Source organism: Candidatus Pseudomonas phytovorans, assembly GCA_029202525.1.
Classification (GTDB): domain Bacteria; phylum Pseudomonadota; class Gammaproteobacteria; order Pseudomonadales; family Pseudomonadaceae; genus Aquipseudomonas; species Aquipseudomonas phytovorans.
On record CP119325.1, the window covers coordinates 2,277,201 to 2,300,367 of the forward strand.

The following is a 23,167-nucleotide window of genomic DNA, read 5'->3' on the forward strand; positions in this document are numbered from 1 at the left end:
GGCTCATTCCGTATTGCGATGGGCAGAGCCTAGGGGCTGCGTTTCAGCTGTGCAAGCGGCCGGCGTTGCGCTGCCTGGGCTGGGCCAGGTGGCTGCCCAGGTGCATCAGCCAGCAGGCAGCGACGAAGGGCGCGGTCAGGCCAGGTACCGGCAGCAGCTTGAACAGCGGTTGCAGCAGCAGGGCCAGGCCGATCGCCAGCAGTGTCACCCAAGGTTTTTCACCCTGTCGGCTGAAGGCCAGCGCTGCCAGCGCGGCATTGAAGCCGTACAGGCCCAGCCATGCTGCTTGCGCCTGGTCGGCGAATAGCGCGACACCACCGCCGATGGCCGAGCCGATCACCGCCCACATCGCGGCATAGGGGTTGGCGATGAACATGCCGATGATGATCAGCAAACCGGCCAGTGGCTGGTCGAGCAGGAAGATCTGGCCGACGCCACGCGCCAGGGCGTGCAGCGGGTCGGCTTCGACGAAACCGCCGGGCGAGGGGCTGGCGAACAGCAGGGCGGTCCAGCCCAGCAGCACGAACGGTGCGGTATAGGCGATCAGCAGTTTGCCGCCGCGCTTGCGCCATTGGTGGGTGATGATGCTGGACAGGCCGCCAGCGGCGATGATCAGTGGCGGCAGGATGGCCGACCAGGGCAACACGGCGCTGATTAACAGGCCGATGAGCACGCCGTTGTAGCAGTACAGCCCGGCCTGGCGGTCGGCGCGGTCGTAGCCGCGGGCTTGGGCGGTGATCAGGCCGGCGAGAGCGCCGAGCAGGGCGCCGCCGACCAGATTGGGCGCGGTCAGCAGGATGGCCAGCAGGCAGCACAGGCCGCACAAGGGATTGCGCAGCAGCAGCACCTGGCTGAAGCCGTTGAGTAACGCCGTGGCCCAGTCGGGGCACGGGTTGACGAAATTTTTGCTGTACATGGGGCAGTCAGTGAGGTTGATGGGAGGGCGGTGGGCCTCTTTGGGCCTCGGTTTTCCGCAGTTCTGGTAAATCTGTGCATGGGGAGGGCGTCGCCCTCCATTCGCGGGGCAAGCCCGCTCCCACAAGATCTGCGCTGTGCCATGGAGCGGCGCGCATCCTGTGGGAGCGGGCTTGTCCCGCGAATGGGGCGCAACGCGCCCCCGGCGGTCTCAGACGAGGGTCTCGATCCGCAAGGTATTAGTCGAACCCGGCTTGCCGAAAGGCACACCGGCGGTGATCAGCAGCGTGTCGCCACGGCTGGCCATGCCTTGCGCCTGGGCGATTTCCAGCGCAGTAGACACAACCTCGTCAACCTGGCGCAGGCGGTCGTTGACCACCGAATGCACGCCCCAGGCCACGCTCAGGCGGCGAGCAGTGTTCAGGTTCGGCGTCAGGTTCAGGATCGGCGCCCGTGGCCGCTCGCGTGCAGCACGCAGGGTCGAGGCGCCCGACTCGCTGTAGTTGACCAGCACCGCCACCGGCAGGATGCCGCTGATGCGGCGGATGGCGCAGCTGATGGCGTCCGACACGGTAGCCTCGGCCTTCGGCCGGCCAACGTCGAGCTGGGCCTGGTAATCCGGGCCGTTCTCCACCTGCCGGATGATCTTGCTCATCATCTGCACGGCTTCCAGCGGGTAGTCACCCGAGGCCGTCTCGGCTGACAGCATCACCGCGTCAGCACCTTCAGCCACAGCATTGGCCACGTCGGTGACTTCGGCACGGGTAGGCGCAGGCGAGAAGCGCATCGATTCGAGCATCTGCGTGGCCACCACCACCGGTTTGCCCAACTGGCGGCAGGTGCCGATGATGCGCTTCTGGATCTGCGGCACACTTTCGGCCGGTACTTCCACGCCCAGGTCACCACGGGCCACCATGATCGCGTCTGCCAGTTCGGCAATGGCTTGCAGGTGTTCGACCGCCGAGGGCTTCTCGATCTTGGCCATCAGGTAGGCGCGGTCGCCAATCAGCTGGCGCGCTTCAACGATGTCTTCGGGGCGCTGTACGAACGACAGGGCCACCCAGTCCACGCCCAGTTCCAGGCCAAACGCCAGGTCGCGGCGGTCTTTTTCTGTGAGCGGGGAGAGGTCGAGTACCGCTTGCGGTACGTTGACACCCTTGCGGTCGGACAGCTCGCCACCGTTCAGTACTTCGGTGTCGATGGCGTCGCTGTGCTTGGCAGTAACGCGCAGGCGCAGCTTGCCGTCGTCCAGCAGCAGGTCCATGCCCGGCTCAAGGGCCGCAATGATTTCGGGGTGCGGCAGGTTGACCCTTTGGCTGTCACCCGGGGTTTTGTCCAGGTCCAGGCGCAGGGCCTGGCCACGTTGCAGTTGCACCTTTCCTTCGGCAAAGCGGCCCACGCGCAGCTTGGGCCCTTGCAGGTCCATCAGGATGCCCAGCGGGTGGTTCAACTGCAGCTCCACTTCGCGGATCCACTGATAGCGCAGGGCGTGGTCAGCGTGTTCGCCGTGGCTGAAGTTGAGGCGGAAGATGTTCACCCCGGCTTCGACCAGTTGGCGGATGTCGTCGATGCCGTTGATCGCAGGGCCGAGGGTGGCGAGGATCTTTACTTTTTTATCAGGCGTCATGATTGGGCAGTCTCAAGGATCAGGATGGCGCGGAAGTCGTTGACGTTGGTGCGGGTCGGCTCGGTGACGATCAGCGCATCCAGCGCGGCGAAATAGCCATAGCCATTGTTGTTGTCCAGTTCGTCGCTGGCCGACAGGCCCAGGGCCTCGGCACGGGCGTAGCTGCCTGGGGTCATGAAGGCCCCGGCGTTTTCTTCCGAACCGTCGATGCCGTCGGTGTCACCGGCCAGGGCATAGACGCCCGGGAGGCCTTTCAGGCTTTCGGTAAGGCTGAGCAGGAACTCGGCGTTGCGCCCGCCACGGCCATTGCCGCGCACGGTCACGGTGGTTTCGCCGCCAGACAGGATTACGCAGGGTGCCTTCAGTGGCTGGCCATGCTGCACGATCTGCCGGGCGATACCGGCGTGCACCTTGGCCACTTCGCGCGATTCGCCTTCCAGGTCGCCGAGGATCAGCGGGCTGAAGCCAGCCTGGCGAGCTTTGACGGCGGCGGCTTCGAGCGACTGCTGAGGCTTGGCGATCAGCTGGAAGTGGCTGCGGGCCAGGGCCGGGTCATCGGCCTTGACGGTTTCCGATGCGGGGTTGTTGAGCCAGTCGATGACGGCCTTGGGCGCTTCGATGTTGTAGCGCTTGAGGATGGCTAGGGCATCGGCCGAGGTGCTCGGGTCGGCCACGGTGGGGCCGGAGGCGATCACTGTGGCGAGGTCGCCTGGCACATCGGAAATGGCATAGGTGTAGACCGTGGCCGGCCAGCAGGCCTTGGCCAGGCGGCCGCCCTTGATCGCCGAGAGGTGCTTGCGCACGCAGTTCATCTCGCCGATGGTGGCGCCGGATTTCAACAGCGCTTTGTTGATCTGCTGTTTGTCGGCCAGGGTCAGGCCCTCGGCCGGCAGAGCCAGCAGGGCCGAGCCGCCGCCAGACAGCAGGAAGATGACGCGGTCGTCTTCGTTGAGGTTGCTGACCAGTTCCAGCACGCGCTTGGCCACGGCCAGGCCGGCGGCGTCGGGGACCGGGTGGGCGGCTTCGACCACTTCAATCTTTTGGCAGTTGGCGCCGTGGCCGTAACGGGTGACGACCAGGCCAGAGACTTCGCCCTGCCAGCACTTCTCGACCACTTCTGCCATGGCGGCTGCGGCCTTGCCGGCGCCGATGACGATGACCCGGCCGCTACGGTCGGCGGGCAGGTAGGGTTCGAGGACTTGGCGGGGGTGGGCGGCAGCGATGGCTGTGTCGAACAGTTCGCGGAGAATTTTTTGCGGATCGACCGACATGGCAGGCTCCCAATTATTGTTGTTCTGCAGAATCAAAAACGCCCCTGGAACTGCCTCCGTGCAGGCCGAACCAAGGGCGCGTGTTGCTCGGTGCCACCGATGGGCCTGTGGTCGCAGGTTCATCGGTGTGGGCTTCATCGCGAGCTTTGCTCGCTCCTACGGGGCCTGTGTAAATCCCGTAGGAGCGAGCGCAGCTCGCGATGAGGCCATTGAGGTCTACATCACATTTACTTGTCGCCGCGGATCGAGAAGTTGGCCATGTGCTCCAGGCCTTTGATCAGCGCCGAGTGGTCCCAGTTGCCGCCACCCAGTGCCTGGCAGGTGTTGAACACTTGCTGGGCATTGGAGGTGTTAGGCAGGTTGATACCCAGTTCCTTGGCGCCTTGCAGGGCCAGGTTCAGGTCTTTCTGGTGCAGGTTGATGCGGAAGCCTGGGTCGAAGGTGCCCTTGATCATGCGCTCGGCATGCACTTCAAGGATTTTCGACGAAGCAAAACCGCCCATCAGTGCTTCACGCACCTTGGCAGGATCCGCGCCGTTCTTGGCGGCGAACAGCAGCGCTTCGCTGACGGCCTGGATGTTCAGGGCGACGATGATCTGGTTGGCGACTTTGGCGGTCTGGCCGTCACCGTTGCCACCCACGCGGGTGATGTTCTTGCCCATGGCTTCGAACAGCGGCAGGGTGCGCTCGAAAGCTTTCGGGCAGCCACCGACCATGATGCTCAGGGTCGCGGCCTTGGCGCCGACTTCACCACCGGACACCGGGGCGTCCAGGTAGGCCGCGCCGGTGGCCTTGATTTTTTCAGCGAAGGCTTTGGTGGCGGTCGGCGAGATCGAGCTCATGTCGATGACGATCTTGTTCGGGCCAACACCTTCAGCAACGCCATTCTCACCGAACAGCACGGCCTCGACCTGCGGGGTGTCGGGGACCATCACGATGATGAATTCGGCTTCCTGGGCCACTTCTTTCGGGTTGGCCAGGGCCACTGCGCCGGCGGCGAGCAGGTCAGCTGGCGCGGCGTCGTGGTGGGTGGAAACGAACAGGCTGTGACCCGCTTTTTGCAGGTTTTGGGCCATGGGCTTGCCCATGATGCCGGTGCCGATAAAACCGATTTTAGCCATGAGAATGTGCCTCTTTGTATTTGTGATATCTCAAGTGAGCCACGGCCCCTGTGGGAGCGGGCATGCCCGCTCCCACAGGGTTTTGTGTTTCACAGGGGCTAGCGTTCAGCCGCTCAGATTGCGTTATGGGTCTTCAGCCAGCCCAGGCCTGCTTCGGTGGTGGTCTTGGGCTTGTACTCCGCGCCCACCCAGCCCTGGTAGCCGATGCGGTCCAGGTGCTCGAACAGGAAGCGGTAGTTGATCTCGCCAGTACCAGGCTCGTTGCGGCCGGGGTTGTCGGCCAGCTGGATGTGGTTGATCAACGGCAGGTTGGTTTCCATGGTGCGAGCCAGGTCACCTTCCATGATCTGCATGTGATAAATGTCGTACTGCAGGAACAGGTTGTCGCTGCCCACTTCGGCCTGGATTTCCAGAGCCTGCTGGGTGGTGTTCAGGTAGAAGCCCGGGATGTCGCGGGTGTTGATCATTTCCATGACCAGGCGAATACCGGCGGCCTTGAGCTTGTCGGCGGCGTAGCGCAGGTTTTCGACGAAGGTCTTGCGCACGTCGGCGCACTGCTGGCCTTGTGGGCGAATACCGGCCAGGGCGTTGACCTGGGTGTTGCCCAGCACCTTGGCGTATTCGATGGCCTTGTCGACACCGGCACGGAATTCTTCGATGCGGTCAGGGTGGCAGGTGATACCGCGTTCACCTTTGGCCCAGTCGCCCGCCGGCAGGTTGAACAGCACCTGGGTCAGGCCGTTGGCCTCCAGCTGCTGCTTGATTTCGGCAGCGCTGAAGTCGTACGGGAACAGGTATTCGACGCCGCTGAAACCAGCATCGGCGGCAGCCTTGAAGCGGGCCAGGAAGTCCTGTTCGGTGAACAGCATGGACAGGTTGGCAGCGAAGCGAGGCATGAGTTGTCTCCTTGCGATGAAGGCCCCCAGGGCTAGCCTGGGGGCGTCAGGCGATCAGTCCAGCATCGAGATGGCGGTTGGCGCGTCGTTGCCGACCAGCGCCAGGTCTTCGAATTCGTTGACCGCGTTGATCTCGGTGCCCATGGAAATGTTGGTCACACGTTCGAGAATCACTTCAACCACGACTGGCACGCGGAACTCTTCGGCCATTTTCTGTGCCTTGAGCAGGGCAGGGGCGATCTCGGCCGGCTCGAACACACGCAGAGCCTTGCAGCCCAGGCCTTCGACCACTGCAACGTGGTCGACACCGTAGGTGGCAGCTTCAGTCGAGTTGATGTTCTCGAACGCCAGTTGTACACAGTAATCCATGTCGAAGCCACGCTGCGCCTGACGGATCAGGCCCAGGTAGGCGTTGTTCACCAGCACGTGGACGTACGGCAGGTTGAACTGCGCGCCCACCGCCAGTTCTTCGATCATGAACTGGAAGTCGTAGTCACCCGACAGTGCGACAACCTTGCGTTTCGGGTCTGCCTTCACCACACCCAGTGCGGCAGGGATGGTCCAGCCCAGCGGGCCGGCCTGGCCGCAGTTGATCCAGTCGCGTGGCTTGTAAACGTGCAGGAACTGAGCGCCGGCAATCTGCGACAGGCCGATGGTGCTGACGTAGGTGGTGTCCTTGCCGAACACTTCGTTCATTTCCTGGTACACGCGCTGTGGCTTGACCGGGACGTTGTCGAAGTTGGTCTTGCGCTGCAGGCTCGATTTGCGCTGCTGGCAGTCTTCCAGCCAGGCCTTGCGGCACTTCAGTTTGCCGGCGGCTTTCCACTCGCGGGCCACTTCAAGGAACACGTCCAGTGCAAAACCTGCATCGGAAACGATACCCAGGTCTGGAGTGAACACGCGGCCGATCTGGGTCGGTTCGATGTCGACGTGCACGAACTTGCGGCCTTCGGTGTAGACATCGACCGAGCCGGTGTGACGGTTGGCCCAACGGTTACCGATACCGAACACCAGGTCGGATTTCAGCAGGGTGGCGTTGCCGTAGCGGTGCGAGGTCTGCAGGCCGACCATGCCGACCATTTGTGCGTGGTCGTCCGGGATGGTACCCCAGCCCATCAGGGTCGGGATGACCGGTACGCCGGTCAGTTCGGCGAACTCGACCAGCTTGTCGCTGGCGTTGGCGTTGATGATGCCGCCGCCGGCAACCAGCAGTGGGCGCTCGGCGTCATTGAGCAGGGCCAGGGCTTTTTCGGCCTGTACGCGGGTGGCGGACGGCTTGTTGACTGCCAGTGGCTCGTAGGCGTCGATGTCGAATTCGATTTCGGCCATCTGCACGTCGAACGGCAGGTCGATCAGCACCGGGCCTGGGCGGCCGCTGCGCATTTCGAAGAAGGCTTTCTGGAAGGCGTAAGGCACCTGGCCCGGCTCCAGAACGGTGGTCGCCCACTTGGTCACCGGCTTGACGATGCTGGTGATGTCGACGGCCTGGAAGTCTTCTTTATGCAGGCGTGCACGCGGCGCCTGGCCGGTGATGCAGAGGATCGGGATGGAGTCGGCCGAGGCACTGTACAGGCCGGTGACCATGTCGGTGCCTGCCGGGCCGGAAGTGCCGATGCACACGCCGATGTTGCCCGGGTTGGCACGGGTGTAGCCCTCGGCCATGTGCGAGGCACCTTCGACGTGGCGAGCGAGGACGTGATCGATGCCACCGACTTTCTTCAGGGCCGAGTACAACGGGTTGATGGCAGCCCCTGGAATGCCGAACGCGGTATCTACACCTTCACGGCGCATGACCAGAACGGCTGCATCGATTGCTCTCATTTTGCTCATGGGTTGTGCCTCATCGATTTTGTAATTGTATACAACTTGCTTTGCGACAGAGTGTATTCACGGCTGACGGCTCAGGTCAATGGGTTTTCATCGGGTGGGCTAGCTTTCGTCAAAGCGGCCGTGAAAACGGCTATTTGCGCCATCGCATACGATCGTTTCAAAATATTGTATACAAAAAAGCAGTTGGTTGTGTTCTATTTGTCCTATCGGTTTTCAACTGCCCTCAGGGCTTCTCACAACAAGAAGAGGACCTTTCCATGAACGTTTTGAACCTGAAAGTCGCTGTTAGCCTGGTAAGTGCCGCACTGGCGGCGGGCCGCAAGATCAATGCTGCGCCGCTGACCGTGGCGGTGCTGGATGCCGGCGGGCATCTATTGGCGCTTCAGCGTGAGGATGGCGCCAGCCTGATCCGGCCTGAGGTGGCCACTGGCAAGGCCTGGGGTGCAATTGCCTTGGGCAAGGGATCGCGCCTGCTGGCGCTGGATGCGCAGCAACGGCCGGCTTTTTTTGCCGCGCTTAACGGGATGGGGGAGCGGCCGGTGGTGCCGGCGCCGGGTGGTGTGCTGATTCGTGATCAGGACGGCAAGGTGCTGGGTGCTGTCGGGATCAGCGGTGATACGTCGGATATCGACGAGCAGTGCGCGATCAGTGCGATTGAGGAGGTGGGGTTGAAGGCGGATGCCGGTGTAGCAGCTTAAATTTGTATTGCTTGTTCGGGCCTCATCGCTGGCAAGCCAGCTCCCACAGGTACACCACAGGATTCAAGAACTGTGGAGGCCCTGTAGGAGCTGGCTTGCCTGCGATGGGCTGCAAAGCAGCCCCACTGGCCCTGTCAGGCTACCTCGGGCTCACAGCCTTTGAGCACCATACGAATGATGGTCTCGGCCGCCGCATCATAGTCACTGTCGGCCAGCTTGGCCTTGCCGGTCACCGCCGAGATCTGCCAATCAAAATCCGCATAGGTCTGGGTCGCCGCCCAGATGCTGAACATCAGGTGGTGCGCATCCACATGGGCGATCTGCCCGCGGTCGATCCAGCCCTGGATGCACTCGATGTTGTGCCGGGCCTGTTCGTTCAGCTGCTCCACCTGGTTCGGCGACAGGTGCGGGGCGCCGTGCATGATCTCGCTGGCGAACACCTTGGAGGCATGCGGCAGGTCACGCGAAATACGAATCTTGGAACGGATGTACGCGCTCAATACTTCTTTCGGATCACCGTCGGCATTGAACGGCGTCGATGCCTGCATGATCGGCGCAATGATGCTTTCCAGCACCTCGCGGTAAAGGTTGTCCTTGGACTTGAAGTAGTAATACACGTTCGGCTTGGGCAGGCCGGCCTTGGCCGCGATATCGCTGGTCTTGGTGGCGGCGAAGCCCTTGTCGGCAAACTCTTCACTGGCTGCGCGCAGGATCAGCTCCTTGTTGCGCTCGCGAATGGTACTCATGGTGCTGGCGGTCCTTTGGCGCTGCGAGCCCGGATGGTAGCACTGAATGACAGGCTGTCGCTTGCCTGAACGAATCGCGGATTGCCCATTTTAGCCTGTTGGCACTGCTACAGTTTCTACGGGTTGGCCTTCATGGAAGCACTGTTGTGGGCAACGGCGCAAAGGTTCGGCACGGACTTCTGATCGGTTTGGCAGGGTTGCTGGGGCTGGGCCTGTTGGCCTGGTGGCTGCTACTGCCCCCAGCGCATGCGCCGCGCCCGGCGACGGTGGGCGAACCGGTGGCTGCGGTGGCCGTGGCCTTGCGGGATGTGCCGGTGTACATCGATGCTCTGGGCACGGTCACGCCGTCGCGCAGTGTCAGCGTGACCACCCAGGTCAACGGTATTCTTGCTACGGTGGAGTTCAGCGAAGGCCAGGCGGTGCGCCAGGGCCAGGTCATCGCCCGCATCGACGACCGTGCGCTGAAGGCACAACTGGCCCAGGCGCGCGGGGTACTGGCCCACGATCAGGCAGTGCTGGACAACACCCGCCGCGACCTTGCGCGCTTTCGGGAGCTGATCAAGGCCGGTTCGGTCAGCCAGCAGACCCTCGACACCCAGTCCTCTGGCGTGCAGCAACAGGTTGGTACGGTGGCCGCCGACCTGGGGGCGGTGCAGAACCTGGAAGTACAACTGAGCTACTGTACCATTACCTCGCCGGTAGACGGCGTGGTCGGTTTGCGCCAGGTCGACCCGGGCAACTATGTCAGCACCACCAGTACTACGCCGATTGCGGTGATTACCCAGTTGAATCCGGCGATGGTGGTGTTTGCCGTGCCGGAGGATGAACTGGGCAGGATCCACCAGGCGCAGCTCAAGGGGCCGGTCAGCGTACTGGCCTATGACCGCGACAAGCGCAGCCTGTTGGCTACGGGCACGCTGCTGGCGCTGGACAACCAGGTGGATGTCAGTACCGGCACAGTCAAGGTCAAGGCGCGCTTCGACGAAGCCGGCAATGCCTTGTTCCCCAGCCAGTTTGTCAATGTGCGGCTGCAAGCCGATACGCTGCCCCAGGTTCCTGTGGTGCCTACACGGGCGATCCAGCATGGCAGCCAGGGCGACTACCTGTTCATCGTACAGGGCGCCAAGGTGCAGCTGCGCCATGTGCGCAGCGGGCCCAGCCGCGGTGACGTTACCGTCATTCTCGACGACGGCGTGCGCCAGGGCGAACAGGTGGTGACGGAAGGGGCCGACAAGCTCGACGACGGCTCACCGGTCAGGGTCGTGGCGCAATGAGGCGTGCCTGGTGAACATTTCCCGCCCGTTCATCGAGCGGCCGGTGGCCACCTGCCTGCTGATGTTTGCAGTGTTGCTTTTGGGCATCCTTGGCTATCGCCTGCTGCCAGTGTCGGCCCTTCCGCAGGTGGATTACCCTACCATCCAGGTGTTCACCCAGTACCCCGGGGCCAGTCCTGAAGTGGTCAGTTCGTCGATCAGCGCGCCACTGGAGCGCCAGTTGGGCGAAATGCCGGGCCTGCGCTCGATGGGCTCGACCAGCTCCGATGGCGTATCAGTGGTGACCTTGCAGTTCGACCTGGCGTTATCGATGGATGTTGCCGAGCAAGAAGTACAGGCGGCGATCAATGCCGCGGGTACCTTTCTGCCGGCCAACCTGCCATACCCACCGGTCTACAGCAAGGTCAACCCGGCCGATGCACCGGTGCTCACTCTGTCGCTGACCTCCGACGTACTGCCATTGACCAAGGTCCAGGACCTGGCTGATACCCGTCTGGCGCAGAAGATTTCCCAGATCACCGGGGTCGGCCTGGTCACCATCAGTGGTGGGCAGCGCCCGGCGGTGCGGGTCGAGGCCAATACCTCGGCACTGAACAGCCTCGGCCTGTCGCTGGAAGACCTGCGCACGGCCCTTGGCAGTGCCAATGTCAACCAGGCCAAGGGCAATATCGACGGGCGCTTCCAGGCCTATTCGATCGGTGCCAATGACCAGTTGCAGAAGCCGGAAGACTACCGCGACCTGGTCATTGCCTATCGCAACGGTGCGGCCATTCGCCTGTCGCAGGTGGCTAGCTCGATCCTCGGCCCGGAGAACCCGCGACAGGCCGCCTGGACCAACGCCACACCTGCCATCTTGCTGAATATCCAGCGCCAGCCCGGGGCCAACGTGATCGAGGTGGTGGACCGCGTGCAGCACTTACTGCCGAGCTTGCGTGCCGGCCTGCCCGGTACGCTGAAAGTGGCCGTGCTGACCGACCGCACCCAGACCATTCGCGCATCAGTCAGCGATGTGCAGTTCGAGCTTGCAGTGTCGCTGGTACTGGTGGTGCTGGTGATCCTGCTGTTCCTGCGCAGTCTGTCGGCCACCCTGATTCCGGCGCTGACCGTGCCGCTGACGCTGGTCGGTACCCTGGCGGTGATCTACACCCTGGGCTTTTCCCTGAACAACCTGACGTTGATGGCTCTGACCATTTCGATCGGCTTCGTGGTCGACGACGCCATCGTCATGGTCGAGAACATCACTCGCTACCTGGAGGCCGGCGATACACCGTTGCAAGCTGCGCTCAAGGGGGCGGCGCAGATCGGCTTTACCATCGTCTCGCTGTCGATCGCGTTGATCGCCGTGATGATTCCGCTGCTCTTCATGGGTGATGTGGTGGGCCGCCTGTTCCGCGAGTTTGCCATGACCGTGGCGGTGGCGATTGTCCTCTCGGCATTGATCACCCTGACCCTGACGCCCATGTTGTGCGCACGCATGTTGCGCGGCCACCAGCAGGCGCCTGCCAGTGACCTGTTCACGCGGATCGAGGGCCGTTACTTGCGGAGCCTGGACTGGGTGCTGGCGCACCGAGGGCTGACCCTGCTGTCGATACTGCTGACTGGTGCCTTGACCTTGTTGACTCTGATGGCGATGCCCAAGGGCTTCTTCCCTGAACAGGACACTGGGCTGATCCAGGGCATTTCCCAGGCCGCGCCAACGGTTTCGTTCAGCAGCATGCAGGCGCAACAGCAGCGGTTGGTAGCACGTATCCTGCGCGACCCGGCGGTGCAGAGCCTGTCGTCGTTCGTGGGTATCGACCAGAACAACCCGACGCTCAACCAGGGTGGCTTGCTGATCAACCTCAAGCCACACGAACAGCGCGACAGCACTGCCGTGGTGATTCGCCGGTTGGCCGATGCCAACGCCGATGATGCTGGCATTCGCCTGTACTTGCACGGGGTGCAGGACCTTACTCTGGACGCCACGGTGTCGACCACCAGCTACCGCCTGGGGCTGCAAGCGGCCGACATGGCAACGCTGGAGCGCTGGGCCGGCAAGTTGCTGGCGGCGCTGCGCGCAGAGCCGATGTTCAGCGATGTACAAAGCCAGGCGCTGCAGTTCGGAAACCAGATACAGCTGAATTTCGACCGGGCTACAGCCTCGCGTCTGGGCGTCACGCCGCAGGCTATCGATGATGCCCTTTACGATGCCTTTGGCCAGCGCCAGGTTTCGACCTTGTATACCCAGCTCAATCAGTACCACGTGGTCATGGCCAGCGACCGCCCGCCGCGTAACCTGGCCGACTTGCTCACTGGCCTGTATGTCAGCCTGCCGGCGGGTGGTGTGGTGCCCTTGTCGAGTATGGCCAGCCAGCAGCTGCAGCGGGTGCCGCTGACGTTGAACCGCCTGGGGCAATTCCCTTATGCGGACATCGCCTTCAACCTGGCACCGGGGCACACGTTGGGTGCGGCGGTGAACCGGCTCAAGGCAATAGAGGCGCAACTGGATCTGCCAGCCTCGGTCCAGGTATCGCTGGAAGGGGCTGCGGCAACCTTTGCCGACTCGTTGGGCAACCAGGCGTTCCTTGTGGCTGCGGCGATCGTCGTGGTTTACCTGATGCTGGGTATCCTCTATGAAAGCTTCGTGCACCCGGTAACCATCCTCTCGACGTTGCTTTCGGCCGCGCTGGGAGCGCTGCTGGCGTTGTGGGCCACCGGCTTGCAATTCGACATCATCGGCCTGATCGGCATCGTGCTGCTGATCGGTATTGTGATGAAGAACGGCATCATGATGGTCGATTTCGCTCTGGAGCTGCAGCGCCATGAGGGCGCCGACCCGTTGCAGGCGATTCGTCGGGCTGCACAGCTGCGTCTGCGGCCGATCCTGATGACCAGCCTGGCCTCGCTGTTCGGCGCCGTGCCGCTGGCGCTTGGTACCGGGGTGGGTTCCGAGCTGCGTCACCCGCTTGGCATTGCGATTATCGGCGGGCTGCTGCTGAGTCAATTGCTGACGCTGTTCACCACGCCAGTCATCTACCTGGCGATGAGCGGCCTGGCCCAGCGCGTCGGTGGGCACAAGGGCCTGCTGGGTGCCAGGCCATGAACCTCAGCGCACCGTTCATCCGGCGCCCGGTAGCCACGGCATTGCTGGCCTTGGGGCTGGCCATGTTCGGTAGCCTGGCTTTTACCCTGCTTCCGGTGGCCCCGCTGCCAGAGGTGGACTTCCCGACCATCAGCGTGCGTGCTTCGCTGCCTGGCGCCGACCCCTACACAGTGGCTACTTCGGTGGCCACACCGCTGGAGCGCCAGTTCGGGCAGATTGCAGGGGTGACCCAAATGACCTCGGCCAGCACCCTGGGCGCGACCCGCATCAACTTGCAGTTCGACCTGGACCGCAACATCGACGGCGCTGCCCGCGATGTAGAGGCGGCGATCAACGCGGCGCGCAGCAACCTGCCCAGTGACCTTGTCGGCAACCCGACCTACCGCAAGGTCAACCCGGCGGACTCCCCGATCCTGATCATCGGCCTGACCTCGGGCAGCGCCACCCCGGCACAGATGTACGATGTGGCTTCGACCTTGCTTGAGCAGCGTCTGCTGCAAACCCGTGGGGTCGGTGACGTGACGGTGGGCGGCGGGGCACTGCCAGCGGTACGTGTTGAACTTAACCCCGACCGCCTCAACCACTATGGTGTCAGCCTGGAGCAGGTGCGCTCGACGCTTGCCAGTGCCAACGTCAACCTGCCCAAGGGTGCGGTCGAAATTGCCGGGCAAAGCCACGTACTGGCGGCCAATGACCAGTTGTACAGCCCAGGCGATTATGCGCCCTTGGTGGTCAAGCAGGTTGCCGGCAGCCCGGTGCGCATAGCCGATCTTGGCCAGGTGCGCGAGGATGTCGAGGACCTGCGCAACTTCGGCCTTTTCAATGGCAAGCCCGCGGTACTGCTTGTGCTTTTCAAGCAGCCGGGAGCCAACGTGATCGATACGGTCGACGCCGTGAAGGCGCAACTGCCATTGCTGCAAGCGGCGATCCCGGCCACCATTCGGCTGAGTGTGCTGATGGATCGCAGCACCACGATTCGCGCCTCGTTGCGTGATGTGGAACTGACCCTGCTGGCGGCGATCCTGCTGGTGACTCTGGTCACCTTTGGCTTTTTCCGCGACTGGCGCAGCACGCTGGTGCCAGCCACAGTCGTGCCGTTGTCGCTGCTGGGCACGTTTGGTGCCATGTACTTTCTGGGCTACAGCCTGAACAACCTGTCACTGATGGCATTGACCATTGCCACCGGCTTCGTGGTGGACGATGCCATCGTGGTGGTGGAAAACATCCTGCGCCATATCGAGCGGGGCGTGCCCCGGCAACAGGCGGCGTTGCTAGGGGCGCAGGAAGTGGGCTTCACGGTGCTGAGCATCAGTGTGTCGCTGGTGGCAGTGTTCATCCCCCTGCTGATGATGGGCGGCATCGTCGGCCGCTTGTTCCGCGAATTTTCGGTCACGCTGTCGCTGTCGATTGTGATTTCCATGCTGGTGTCGCTGGCCGTCACCCCGGTGCTGGCCGGTGTGCTGCTGCGGATGCCGCATCACGTCGATCAGGCCGAGACGCCGGATTCGCGGTTTCATCAGCTGTATGACCAGAGCCTGGTCTGGGTGATTGATCACGCGCCACTGATGGGGCTGTTGAGCGTGGTGGTGCTGGTACTGGCGGTGGTGCTGTATGCCGTGGTGCCCAAAGGGTTTTTCCCGCAGGAGGACAGCGGGCGCCTGAGCGGCACGATCCTCGCTTCACAAAGCGTGTCGTATGCGGCGATGCAGGCAGATTTTCTCGAGATCAACCGCCAGGTGGTGAACAACCCTAACGTTGCCACGGTGGGTGGCTTCGTCGGTGGCGGCGGCGGTGGCTCGGGGGCGATCAACAGTGCCCAGCTGTTTGTTGCGCTGAAGCCCAAGGGTGAGCGGCAGGCGACGGCCGACCAGGTGATTGCGCAGATTCGCCACGCCCTGAGCGGCATGCCGGGGACCCGCCTGTACCTGCAGTCGGCCCAGGACATCACCGTCGGCGGCCGGCAGAGCGGGGCGCAGTTCCAGTACACCCTGACCGCCGACGACCAGGACACTCTCGACCAATGGGTGCCCAAGGTGGTGGCTGCACTGCGTGGTTTGCCGCAACTGACCGACATCAATACCGACCAGCAGAATGCCAGCCTGATGAGCCACCTGCAGGTCAATCGTGATGCCGCTGCCCGCCTGGGGGTGAGCATGGCGGCGGTGGACCAGACCCTGTATGACGCGTTTGGCCAGCGCCAGGTGTCCACGCTATACCGGGCGACCAACCAGTACCACGTGGTCATGGGCCTGGCGCCTGCCTATTGGGCCGACCCGGCGGCACTCCAGGCCATCTACCTGCCCAGTCGCCAACCCGGTGAGCCACTGGTGCCGCTGATGGCGGTGGCTACCCCGTCTTTGATAGGCACGGCCATCGCCATCAACCACCAGGGCACGTTCCCGGCAGTCACCGCATCGTTCAATCTCGCCCCCGGTGTTTCTATCGGCCAGGCCACTGCTTTGGTCGATACTGCCGTGGCGCAGTTGCGCATGCCGGCCAGTGTGGTCGGTGAGTTCGCTGGCACGGCCCAGGTGTTCAAGGCATCGCTGGCCGGCGAACCTCTGCTGATCGCCGCCGCGCTGCTGTCGGTATATATCGTGCTGGGCATGCTCTACGAGAACCTTGTGCACCCCTTGACCATCCTTTCGACCTTGCCATCGGCGGGCGTGGGGGCACTGGTGGCGCTGTTGCTGACCGCTACCGAGTTGTCGATCATCGCCTTGGTGGGGGTGATTCTGTTGATCGGCATCGTCAAAAAAAACGCAATCATGATGATCGACTTTGCCCTGAATGATCGACGCGCCGCAGGCAGCGATGCCCGGACCGCCATCCGTCGGGCATGCCTGGTGCGGGTGCGGCCGATCTTGATGACCACGCTGGCGGCCATTCTGGGGGCATTGCCGCTGGTACTGGGCAATGGCTACGGCGCTGAGCTGCGACGGCCTTTGGGGATTTCGATTATCGGCGGGCTGCTGTTCAGCCAGTTGCTGACGCTCTACAGCACGCCGGTGATCTACCTGTGGCTGGACCGCCTGGCAACACGCCTGGCTGGCAAGCCCAAGGAGCTTGGCTGATGAATATGCGCGTTGCCGGCTTGTTGCTGTGCCTGTTGCTGACGGGCTGCATGGTCGGGCCAGACTATCAACGCCCGGTGCTGGCGCTGCCGCAGGGCTTCAAGGAGGGTACGCTGTGGCAGCGCGCGGTGAGCAACCCGCAAGGGGCGCTGGACAGTCGCTGGTGGCTGGCGTTCGGTGATAGCCAGCTCAACGGCCTGGTCGAGCAGGCCGCCCGGGCCAATCAGTCGATCGTGGCCGCTGAAGCGGCCTGGCGTCAGGCCAAGGCGCAGGTGGATATCAACCGCGCTGGGTTGTGGCCAACGGTCAGCGCCGGACTTTCCATGAGCCGGGGAGTCGACGGCGGCGGCGCGACCTTGTCAAAGGGCACCGGCAGCGGCGTGCAGCAAACTGTCAGCGCCACCTTGGGGGCGAGTTGGGAGCCGGACCTGTGGGGTCAGGTGCGCCGTACCATCGAGTCAAGCCAGGCGCTGGCAGAGGTTTCCGACGCACAATTGGCTGGTGTGCGGCTGTCGATCGCCAGTAGCGTTGCCAGCAATTACCTTGGCCTGCGCCAGCTGGACCTGGACATTGGCCTGCTGCAACAGCAGCAACAGCTGAACCAACAGTTGCTCGACATGAACCAGGCCAGCTTCCTGCACGGCACAGCGTCCAATGACCAGCTGCTGTTGGCCCAGGACCAGTTGAGTGCGGTAGTGGTCAACCTGCAGGTTGCCCAGCGTAGCCGCGAGCAGTTCGAGCACGCCTTGGCCGTGCTGGTCGGCCAGGCACCGGCGCAGTTCAGTGTGCCGCCCACAGCAGGCTACGCATTTGTCGTGCCTCACCCGCCGTTGAGCCTGCCGTCACAGTTGCTGCAAAGGCGCCCCGATGTGATCGCCACCGAGCGCACTGCAGCCGCAGCTAATGCGCGGATCGGCGTGGCTGAGGCGGCGTTTTTCCCCAGCCTCGACCTCAGCGCTGAAGTCGGTTTCCGTGGCAGTGCCCTGGGCGGGCTGTTCAACGCGTCCAACCGGATCTGGAGCCTTGGCCCGTCGCTGTCGGCGACGCTGTTTGACGGTGGCGCGCGTGAGTCGGCATTGCGCCAGGCCTACGCCGGGTATGACCAGGATGTGGCCAACTACCGTGGCACCGTTTTGGCGGCGTTGCAGAATGTCGAGGACAACCTGTCTGCGTTGAACCACTTGCAGCGCCAGGCTGAGACGTTTGAGCAGATTCACCAACGCAACCAGCAGTTGTTTGCCAGCCAGCAGGTTCAGCAGCGGGCGGGAGTGGCGAGCCGCCAGGCTGTGCTGACCCAGCAGCTGCTGTTGTTGCAGAGCGAACAGAGCCTGCGCGATGCCCAGGGGCAACTGAGCCAGGCCAGCGTGGCACTGATCCAGAGCCTGGGCGGTGGCTGGGCACCCTGAGCGCTGCGCGCTATGCTGCAGCTTTTGACTGCCAGGGAAGTGTTGCACATGGCCGCGAGCAGCCTGCTTTTATTGATTGACGACATCGCGACGGTGCTCGATGACGTTTCGCTAATGACCAAGGTGGCGGCGAAAAAGACCGCGGGTGTGCTGGGTGACGACCTGGCGCTGAACGCCCAGCAGGTTACCGGTGTGCGTGCCGAGCGCGAAATCCCGGTGGTGTGGGCGGTGGCCAAGGGGTCGTTCGTCAACAAGGCAATCCTGGTACCGGCCGCGCTGCTGATCAGTGCATTCATTCCTTGGGCGGTTACACCGTTGTTGATGGTCGGTGGTGCCTACCTGTGCTTCGAGGGCTTCGAGAAGCTGGCGCACAAGTTCTTGCACAGCAAGGATGAGGACGATGCGCAGCATAAGGCCCGAAAGGAAGCCGTGGCTGACGCCAATGTCGACCTGGTGGCGTTCGAGAACGCCAAGATCAAGGGTGCGGTACGTACCGATTTCATTCTTTCGGCAGAAATCATCGCCATCACCTTGGGTACTGTGGCCGATGCACCGCTGACCCAACAGATCATCGTGTTGTCGGGTATCGCCATTGTCATGACCATTGGCGTTTACGGGTTGGTGGGCGGCATCGTCAAACTTGATGACCTGGGGCTGTGGATGACCACCAAGGCATCGCGCCTGGCTCAGGTAGTCGGCAACGGCATCCTGCGTGCTGCGCCCTACATGATGAAGAGCCTGTCGGTGATCGGTACCGCGGCCATGTTCCTGGTGGGTGGCGGCATTCTGGTGCATGGCATCGCGCCCCTGCATCACGCCATCGAAGCGTTCAGCGAGGGGCGCGGTGGTGCGTTGACCGGGGCGCTGCTCAACGGCGTGGCAGGGGTGGTGGCCGGTGCCGTGGTGCTGGCGGTGGTCGCACTGGGCGGGAAACTGTGGCGGTTGGTTCGGCCGGCCAGCTAGGTTGCATGGCCGGGGCTTTGCCCCGGTTCGCGGGCTTGCCCGCTCCCACAGGGAATGCGCTATTCCTTGGGTTTGCGATGTACCTGTGGGAGCGGGCAAGCCCGCGAACACCGGCAACGCCGGTGCCATCCGGGTGCCGGCGCACAGGTTTACTGTTCAGCCACCGCGCCTTGCTCATGGGGTTTCCAGGCCAACAGGCCTTTGCTGAAGTCGTTGGCAGCACTCTGGTAGTAGGCAATCGCCCGACGAACCAGCGGGTTGTCACTGTCAGCACGCGTTTCCCGGCTGTTGCCCAGTGCGTCCTGGTGCACCCGCATGCCGCCGCGTGGGCTGAGGATTGCCAGGTCCTTGCCGTCGAACAGCCCCAGGTGCTGGTAGTTGCCGATCAGTACTCGTGGCGGTAGGGATTCTTCACGCAGCAGGTCGCGGCCAAAGAAGGTCGAGGTGTAGCTGAGATTGAGCAGGCCGAGCAGCGTCGGTGCAAGGTCGATCTGGCTGGCCAGTTGTGCGTCTTCGCGAGGTGCGATCAGCTTGGGTGCGTAGATCCACAGCGGAATCTGGTAATTGCTCACCGGCAGGTCTTCGACACCGGCGCTACCGGCGGTGTGGTCGGCCACGAAGACGAACAGGGTGTTGTCGAACCACGGCTTGCCCTTGGCTTCGCGCAGGAACTGTGCGATGGCATGGTCGGTGTATTTCACTGCGCCTTCACGGCCGTCACCCGAGGGGATGTCGATTCGGCCGTCCGGGTAGGTGTAAGGGCGGTGGTTGGAGGTGGTCATCAGCTGCAGCAAGAATGGCTGCTGCTTGGCATGGTCGGCATCAGCCAGTTTCAGGGCCTGCCGATACAGGTCTTCATCGGCCATGCCCCACGCATTTTTGAAGCTGATTTCGCTTTCATCCACGCTGCTTTGGTCAACGATGCGGTAGCCGTTGCCGCTGAAGAAGGCGTTCATGTTGTCGAAGTAGCCACGGCCACCATAGACGAACACGGGGTCATAGCCGACTGCAGCCAGTTGCTGGCCGAGGCTGGCGTAGCCGCTTTCACGGCCAATGCGTTTGACAATGGAGCGCCCCGGCGTTGGCGGGATCGACAGGGTAATGGCCTCCAGGCCACGATCGGTACGGGTGCCTGTGGCGTAGAAGTTGCTGAAATACAGGCTCTCGTGGCGCAGGGCATCCAGGTTAGGCGTGAGGTTGCGTGGGTCGCCGTTGCTGCCCATGTACTTGGCGCTGAAGCTTTCGATGGTGACCAGGATGATGTTCGGTTTGCGCGGCGTACCGCTAGCGCTGATGTGGCGGCGGATATCCTCGGGCTCGCTGGCCTGGAACCTGGCGTTGGGCTCGGCCAGTTCCTGGTGCATCTGCGCACCGGCTTCTGCCGCGTCGAGGCTGGCGTAGAACTGGGTGTAATCGAGTTCGTTGTTACGGAACGCGGCAAAGAACTGGTACGGCCCGTTACTGGCCAGTTCGCGTTGGTAGGCATTGCCGCCCTGGCCGCGGGGGAATTGTTGGTCGACCAGCAGCACGCTCAGGCCACCCAGAAGTGCCAGCACGGCAACGCCGCCAAGGCGCTGGCGCAGGTTCGCGCCCGGTGCTGCCAGCGCTTGTGCCAAGGGCTTGCGCATGACCAGGGTAAGCAGCACGGCGACGACGGCGATGCTGCCCAGCAGGGTTGGCAGGGGGTAGGACTCGCGGATGTTGTCCAGCACTTCCTTGGAATACACCAGGTAGTCGACGGCGATGAAATTGAAGCGCACCCCGAATTCATCCCAGAACAGCCACTCGGCCACCGCGACAAACAACATCACGAACAGGCTGACCACCAGTACCCCACTCATCAGCCGGCGATGCCAGCGTGTGCGCCACAAGGAGGCCGGGCACAAGGCCAGGTACAACCCCAGCGGCAGTGCGGCGTAGGCGAGGAAGCTCAGATCGTACAGCGCTCCACTGAAAAACAATGACAGGTAGTCGCCATTGACTTCATCCAGGTGGGTAGCCAGCAGTATCAGGCGGGTCAGCAGGAAGATGCCAAACCACAGTGAGCAGACTAAAAGAAGATATCGCCAGGGGGCGGCGAGGGAAGTGCGCATTAAGTAGGCCTGTTTTCTTTTTGGATTGATGCGAAGAAAAGCAGGCTAATTCAGCGCTTGCAAAAAAAATGTCAAAATTTTGCGATGTACTTATGAAACCTGCAGGCTCAGGCTGCAGAGGCTTGGCAGCAGGCTTGCCGGATAACCGACATGCCAGTGGAAAAACGCCAGAAAGTGTGTAGGTTATTGCTTATGATCTTGTACGTAACAGCGCCGATATCTAACAGCGCTGTTACGTTTCAGTACATCAGAAGTGCACTTTTACCAGAAGGCTCATGGTGTTCTGGTCAGTGGTAAAGGCATCGCTATCCTTGATGCCGTACTTGTTCTTCCAGTAGTCGTACTCCACACCTACGTACAACTGCTTCTCGCCCAGGTGCAGCGCCTTGCCCAGGTCATACTTGATCTGTGGGTTGAAGTGCAGGTTGGCCTGGTAGGTGCCACGGCGGTTCTCGTCGTTGTCCACTACCCAGTCCATGAAGCCGTCGATCAGCACATCGGAATCGCCCACCGGAATGGTGTACGACCACACCGGGGTGATCTGCCACACGTTGTCGCCAGCGCGGCTGCCGTCGGTGGTGCGGTTGTAGAAGTTCAGCTGGAAGTAGTCGAAGCCGGGGATGGCCAGGTCGAAGCCGGGGCCGATCAGGTACGACTCGGTGTCACCCTCGCCAAACTCGTAGGTCATCGCCAGCAGCACGTCCTTGATCGGGCCGAACTCCAGCTTCTGGTCGAAGATCTTGTTGAACGACAGGCGCGGGCTGATCTCGCCGTAGTAGGTGTTCGGGCCGTTACCTGCGTCTTTCTGGCCTTGGTAGAAAATCTTGTCGACAAAGATGAAGTTGTCGCCGTACTTCCAGCCGTCAGCGTGTTCGAAGGTGACCGTCTGCTGGATTGCCGGGTTTACTTTGAAGTTTTTGCCCCACAGGTAGGTCAAGCTGTTGTTCTGCCACTGCAGCAGGTCGTCGGCTTGGGTGGCGCCGCAGGCCAGCAGGCCGCCGGCGAGGATCAGGCTGTTGATGGTACGCATTGCGAGTGTCGCTCCCTTGATTGATCTGTTGTCAGCGCTCGGTGTTGGCGCTTTTTCTGTCTTGCGAGTCAGCTTTTTTCGATAGGCCACAGCTGTTTGGCAAGGGTTGAGCCAACTTTTCCGGGTTGGCACAACCTTCCTGCTCGACTACGTTCTGAACGGATGAAAAGGGTCTTTCAGGCTGGCAGCACGTTGGCCAACCGCCCGTATTCATTGACTGAGCGGTCAGTAAACGCAGGCAGAATCCGTTCTGCCCTGATCGAGGGGGCGCGCAGATTACTGGCTTGCGCGCCGCGCCTCAAGTGCTCCGTCCTGGAGCGGGGTGGTTCAAACTTGTGCGTTTGGTCAGTTTCTTAGAAGTGCACTTTGATCAAGGCACTGGCGACGCTCTGGTTGCTGTCCAGGTTGCCGCGGCTGTCGATGCCGTATTTGTCCTTCCAGTAGCTGTACTCAAAGCCCACATACAGCTGCTTGGCGCCCAGGTTCAGCGCTTTGCCCAAGTCGTATTTGACCTGCGGGTTGAAGTGCAGGTTGGCGTGATAGGTGCCACGGCGTGTCTGGTCGTTGTCGGTGACCCAGTCCATGTAACCGTCGATCAGAATGTCAGACCTGCCCACGGGGATGGTATACGACCAGCCGGGGGTGATCTGCCAGACGTTGTCACCAGGGCGGCTGCCTTCGGTGTTACGCACGTAGAAGTTGAGGGTGAAATAGTTGAAGCCAGGGATGTCCAGGTCAAAGCCGGGGCCTATCAGGTAGGCAGCGTTGTCGCCTTCGCCGCGCTCGTAGGTCATGGCCAGCAGTACGTCCTTGATCGGGCCGAAGGCGAGCTTCTTGTCGAAGATCTTGCCGAACGACAGCCGCGGGCTGAACTCGCCGTAATAGGTGGTCACGCCTTTGCTGGGGTCGGCCTTGCCGTTGTAGAAAATCTTGTCGACGAACATGAAGGTGTCGCCGTACTTCCATTTGTTGGCGTGCTCGAACGTGATGGTCTGCTGGATATCAGGGTTGACCTTGAAGTCCTTGCCATACAGGTACGTCAGGCTTTCGCCATGCCATTGCAGCCATTCGCCTGCATGCGAGGGTAGGGTGGTCAGCAGGCTGCTGCCCAACAACAGGGACGTGGTGATGCGCTTCATGT

General features: G+C 62.4%; 16 protein-coding genes. 6 read left to right on the forward strand and 10 right to left on the reverse strand.

Annotation, left to right across the window (positions count from 1 at the left end; genetic code table 11):
• Nucleotides 1-43: 43 nt before the first annotated feature.
• The 6 genes from P0Y58_10230 to gcl form a co-directional block, all read right to left on the reverse strand.
• Entirely contained in the window at nucleotides 44-916 is an 873-nt protein-coding gene (locus P0Y58_10230; GenBank protein WEK32543.1) for an urea transporter, read from the reverse strand.
• Nucleotides 917-1,126: 210 nt separating this feature from the next.
• A complete protein-coding gene (gene pyk, locus P0Y58_10235) occupies nucleotides 1,127-2,542 on the reverse strand; it encodes a pyruvate kinase (protein WEK32544.1) in 1,416 nt (471 codons plus the stop codon).
• On the reverse strand, nucleotides 2,539-3,813 hold the full coding sequence (locus P0Y58_10240; protein WEK32545.1) for a glycerate kinase: 1,275 nt from the start codon (nucleotides 3,811-3,813) through the stop codon (nucleotides 2,539-2,541). The genes pyk and P0Y58_10240 overlap by 4 nt, the downstream gene beginning before the upstream one ends.
• A 227-nt stretch (nucleotides 3,814-4,040) precedes the next feature.
• Nucleotides 4,041-4,934, reverse strand: a complete 894-nt coding sequence (locus tag P0Y58_10245) for a 2-hydroxy-3-oxopropionate reductase (GenBank protein ID WEK32546.1) — start codon at nucleotides 4,932-4,934, stop codon at nucleotides 4,041-4,043.
• A gap of 113 nt (nucleotides 4,935-5,047) precedes the next feature.
• Entirely contained in the window at nucleotides 5,048-5,830 is a 783-nt protein-coding gene (hyi, locus tag P0Y58_10250; GenBank protein ID WEK32547.1) for a hydroxypyruvate isomerase, read from the reverse strand.
• A gap of 54 nt (nucleotides 5,831-5,884) precedes the next feature.
• On the reverse strand, nucleotides 5,885-7,660 hold the full coding sequence (gene gcl, locus P0Y58_10255; protein WEK32548.1) for a glyoxylate carboligase: 1,776 nt from the start codon (nucleotides 7,658-7,660) through the stop codon (nucleotides 5,885-5,887).
• 257 nt (nucleotides 7,661-7,917) lie between these two features.
• On the opposite strand from gcl, the gene P0Y58_10260 reads away from it, so the two are divergent.
• Nucleotides 7,918-8,358 (forward strand): heme-binding protein, encoded by a 441-nt coding sequence (locus P0Y58_10260; protein WEK32549.1) that lies wholly within the window; start codon nucleotides 7,918-7,920, stop codon nucleotides 8,356-8,358.
• A 134-nt stretch (nucleotides 8,359-8,492) separates the two neighbouring features.
• Here P0Y58_10260 and P0Y58_10265 read toward each other — a convergent pair whose 3' ends face one another.
• Complete coding sequence (locus tag P0Y58_10265) at nucleotides 8,493-9,104, reverse strand: TetR/AcrR family transcriptional regulator (protein WEK32550.1); 612 nt, start codon at nucleotides 9,102-9,104, stop codon at nucleotides 8,493-8,495.
• A gap of 146 nt (nucleotides 9,105-9,250) precedes the next feature.
• On the opposite strand from P0Y58_10265, the gene P0Y58_10270 reads away from it, so the two are divergent.
• From P0Y58_10270 to P0Y58_10290, 5 genes are read left to right on the forward strand one after another with little or no spacing between them, the layout of a single operon-like run.
• Nucleotides 9,251-10,378, forward strand: coding sequence for an efflux RND transporter periplasmic adaptor subunit (locus tag P0Y58_10270; GenBank protein ID WEK32551.1), 1,128 nt, complete (start codon nucleotides 9,251-9,253; stop codon nucleotides 10,376-10,378).
• Nucleotides 10,379-10,388: 10 nt separating this feature from the next.
• Nucleotides 10,389-13,460 (forward strand): efflux RND transporter permease subunit, encoded by a 3,072-nt coding sequence (locus P0Y58_10275; GenBank protein WEK32552.1) that lies wholly within the window; start codon nucleotides 10,389-10,391, stop codon nucleotides 13,458-13,460.
• Entirely contained in the window at nucleotides 13,457-16,534 is a 3,078-nt protein-coding gene (locus P0Y58_10280) for an efflux RND transporter permease subunit (GenBank protein ID WEK32553.1), read from the forward strand. Before P0Y58_10275 ends, P0Y58_10280 begins: the two co-directional genes overlap by 4 nt.
• Nucleotides 16,534-17,940, forward strand: a complete 1,407-nt coding sequence (locus P0Y58_10285) for an efflux transporter outer membrane subunit (GenBank protein ID WEK32554.1) — start codon at nucleotides 16,534-16,536, stop codon at nucleotides 17,938-17,940. The genes P0Y58_10280 and P0Y58_10285 overlap by 1 nt, the downstream gene beginning before the upstream one ends.
• A 48-nt stretch (nucleotides 17,941-17,988) precedes the next feature.
• A complete protein-coding gene (locus tag P0Y58_10290; GenBank protein ID WEK32555.1) occupies nucleotides 17,989-18,903 on the forward strand; it encodes a DUF808 domain-containing protein in 915 nt (304 codons plus the stop codon).
• A gap of 149 nt (nucleotides 18,904-19,052) precedes the next feature.
• Here P0Y58_10290 and P0Y58_10295 read toward each other — a convergent pair whose 3' ends face one another.
• The 3 genes from P0Y58_10295 to P0Y58_10305 all read right to left on the reverse strand — a co-directional run bounded on the left by P0Y58_10295 (nucleotide 19,053) and on the right by P0Y58_10305 (nucleotide 23,165).
• Nucleotides 19,053-20,996, reverse strand: a complete 1,944-nt coding sequence (locus P0Y58_10295; GenBank protein WEK32556.1) for an LTA synthase family protein — start codon at nucleotides 20,994-20,996, stop codon at nucleotides 19,053-19,055.
• Nucleotides 20,997-21,243: 247 nt separating this feature from the next.
• The gene (locus P0Y58_10300; protein WEK32557.1) at nucleotides 21,244-22,026 is read right to left on the reverse strand and encodes an outer membrane protein OmpK; all 783 of its coding nucleotides are present in this window, start codon (nucleotides 22,024-22,026) and stop codon (nucleotides 21,244-21,246) included.
• 353 nt (nucleotides 22,027-22,379) lie between these two features.
• Nucleotides 22,380-23,165, reverse strand: a complete 786-nt coding sequence (locus P0Y58_10305) for an outer membrane protein OmpK (GenBank protein ID WEK32558.1) — start codon at nucleotides 23,163-23,165, stop codon at nucleotides 22,380-22,382.
• Nucleotides 23,166-23,167: the final 2 nt, after the last annotated feature.

Coding starts and splice junctions, on each gene's coding strand:
- P0Y58_10230 (WEK32543.1), bottom strand. CDS start 916: ATGTACAGCAAAAATTTCGTCAACCCGTGCCCCGACTGGGCCACGGCG.
- pyk (WEK32544.1), bottom strand. CDS start 2,542: ATGACGCCTGATAAAAAAGTAAAGATCCTCGCCACCCTCGGCCCTGCG.
- P0Y58_10240 (WEK32545.1), bottom strand. CDS start 3,813: ATGTCGGTCGATCCGCAAAAAATTCTCCGCGAACTGTTCGACACAGCC.
- P0Y58_10245 (WEK32546.1), bottom strand. CDS start 4,934: ATGGCTAAAATCGGTTTTATCGGCACCGGCATCATGGGCAAGCCCATG.
- hyi (WEK32547.1), bottom strand. CDS start 5,830: ATGCCTCGCTTCGCTGCCAACCTGTCCATGCTGTTCACCGAACAGGAC.
- gcl (WEK32548.1), bottom strand. CDS start 7,660: ATGAGCAAAATGAGAGCAATCGATGCAGCCGTTCTGGTCATGCGCCGT.
- P0Y58_10260 (WEK32549.1), top strand. CDS start 7,918: ATGAACGTTTTGAACCTGAAAGTCGCTGTTAGCCTGGTAAGTGCCGCA.
- P0Y58_10265 (WEK32550.1), bottom strand. CDS start 9,104: ATGAGTACCATTCGCGAGCGCAACAAGGAGCTGATCCTGCGCGCAGCC.
- P0Y58_10280 (WEK32553.1), top strand. CDS start 13,457: ATGAACCTCAGCGCACCGTTCATCCGGCGCCCGGTAGCCACGGCATTG.
- P0Y58_10285 (WEK32554.1), top strand. CDS start 16,534: ATGAATATGCGCGTTGCCGGCTTGTTGCTGTGCCTGTTGCTGACGGGC.
- P0Y58_10290 (WEK32555.1), top strand. CDS start 17,989: ATGGCCGCGAGCAGCCTGCTTTTATTGATTGACGACATCGCGACGGTG.
- P0Y58_10295 (WEK32556.1), bottom strand. CDS start 20,996: ATGCGCACTTCCCTCGCCGCCCCCTGGCGATATCTTCTTTTAGTCTGC.
- P0Y58_10300 (WEK32557.1), bottom strand. CDS start 22,026: ATGCGTACCATCAACAGCCTGATCCTCGCCGGCGGCCTGCTGGCCTGC.
- P0Y58_10305 (WEK32558.1), bottom strand. CDS start 23,165: ATGAAGCGCATCACCACGTCCCTGTTGTTGGGCAGCAGCCTGCTGACC.